The sequence below is a fragment of the Bathymodiolus platifrons methanotrophic gill symbiont genome (assembly GCF_002189065.1).
GTDB lineage: Bacteria > Pseudomonadota > Gammaproteobacteria > Methylococcales > Methylomonadaceae > Methyloprofundus.
Genome location: NZ_BDMN01000280.1, coordinates 1 through 1,450, shown reverse-complemented (window position 1 = coordinate 1,450; position 1,450 = coordinate 1). Strand labels below are relative to the sequence as shown.

The 1,450-nt window shown below is 44.9% G+C and carries 1 protein-coding gene; it reads left to right on the top strand.

Annotated features, from left to right (window positions below):
• Positions 1 to 1,265, top strand: a 1,265-nt coding sequence (locus tag CDZ78_RS15095; RefSeq protein WP_244559267.1) for an NAD(P)/FAD-dependent oxidoreductase, incomplete at its 5' end; no start/stop codon positions are given.
• Between the last annotated feature and the right edge of the window lie 185 nt (positions 1,266 to 1,450).

Genomic DNA, 1,450 nt, shown 5'->3' with positions numbered 1-1,450 from the left:
TATTTCAGCTACTCAATAATTGGGAAACTTCAGTTATAATAATGACTGAAGCTATACCTAAAAAATGTACCGTACTAGTAATTGGTGGTGGGCCGGCTGGCAGTAGTGCAGCAACGCATTTGGCAAAAAATGGAGTAGATGTAGTATTGCTGGAACGCGCAAGGTTTCCGCGTAATCAGGTGGGTGAAAGTCTGATTCCACATTTCTGGAAATTTACTGATCAGCTGGGTGTAACAGCAAAAATTCAGCAACAGGGTTTTCTTAGTAAAGCCGGCGGTATTACCGTCTGGAATAATAAAATTCACCAGATACTATTTTCTGACTATGGTTATACTCGGCCAGGTCTGCATATAGAGCGAGATATTTTTGATCAGCTCTTGCTGGATTTTTCAGCAGAGCAGGGTGCACAGGTTTTTAATCAGGTAGTGGTTAAAAAGGTTGATTTATCCAGTTCTGAGCCAGTAGTTGCTTATACTGATACCCGTGGTGATGCAAATCAGCAAGGAATGATCCAGTGCCAGTATGTTATTGATGCTAGTGGTCATAGTTCTTTGTTAGCACATCAGCTAGAAACACGGCAAACGATTAGCTCAGAAATGAATTTTTTGTCTCTTTGGGGCTACTTTAAGAACTCGTGCTATGTTGGCGTGGATCGTCAGAGTCATGCCAACACCGAACTGAAGACAATGGCTCCGGTTACCTTTGTGATGTCCCATGATGATGGCTGGTTGTGGCATATTATCCTGCGCGAAAAAACCAGTGTGGGTCTGATTGTTCATACCGATAAATTAACGGGAATGAATAAGGCCCAGCGTGAAGCGTATTTTAAGCAGAGTTGTGCACAGATACCCTACTTGAAGGACCTATTAAGAGATGCAGAGTTTATAGCAAACTCCTTACAATATCGCCCTGATTATTCCTATTATGCAAACCAGACCTGTACAGAGAATTATTATTGCATCGGTGATGCGGCGGGCTTTGTAGATCCCATTTTTTCCCATGGGGTGCAGAATGCATTTTATAATGCGGCGGTGGCCTCTTTGGCTATTACAGAATCGTTAAAAAACACTAAAAAATCGGCACGTTTTGCCGCCTTATGTGAAAACCGGATGCAGCAGTTTTATAGCTTTTCCAGGGCGCTGTCTCTCGGTGATTTTGGCTGTAATGGCGTGCATAGGGGGCTGGTTAAATCCTTGATGAAAGCCATGCCGCCGCTGAAAATCATGGAAACGGAGCTTAGCGAAGTGGTGATTTTTAGTCCCTGATAGGCGACAGGGCAATTCGCTGATTCGACGTGTGCTAGCAGCACGCGAGAGGAGCAAGAATTGCATTCCGAATAGCCGTCCAGCCAGTGAGGTAGTAATGACGAAGCGGCTTTTGTGCGTAGTCGTTGCGGACGCAGGGCGTTCAGGGCATCTCCCATCCGCTGCGTAGGTGAACGAATTATGGC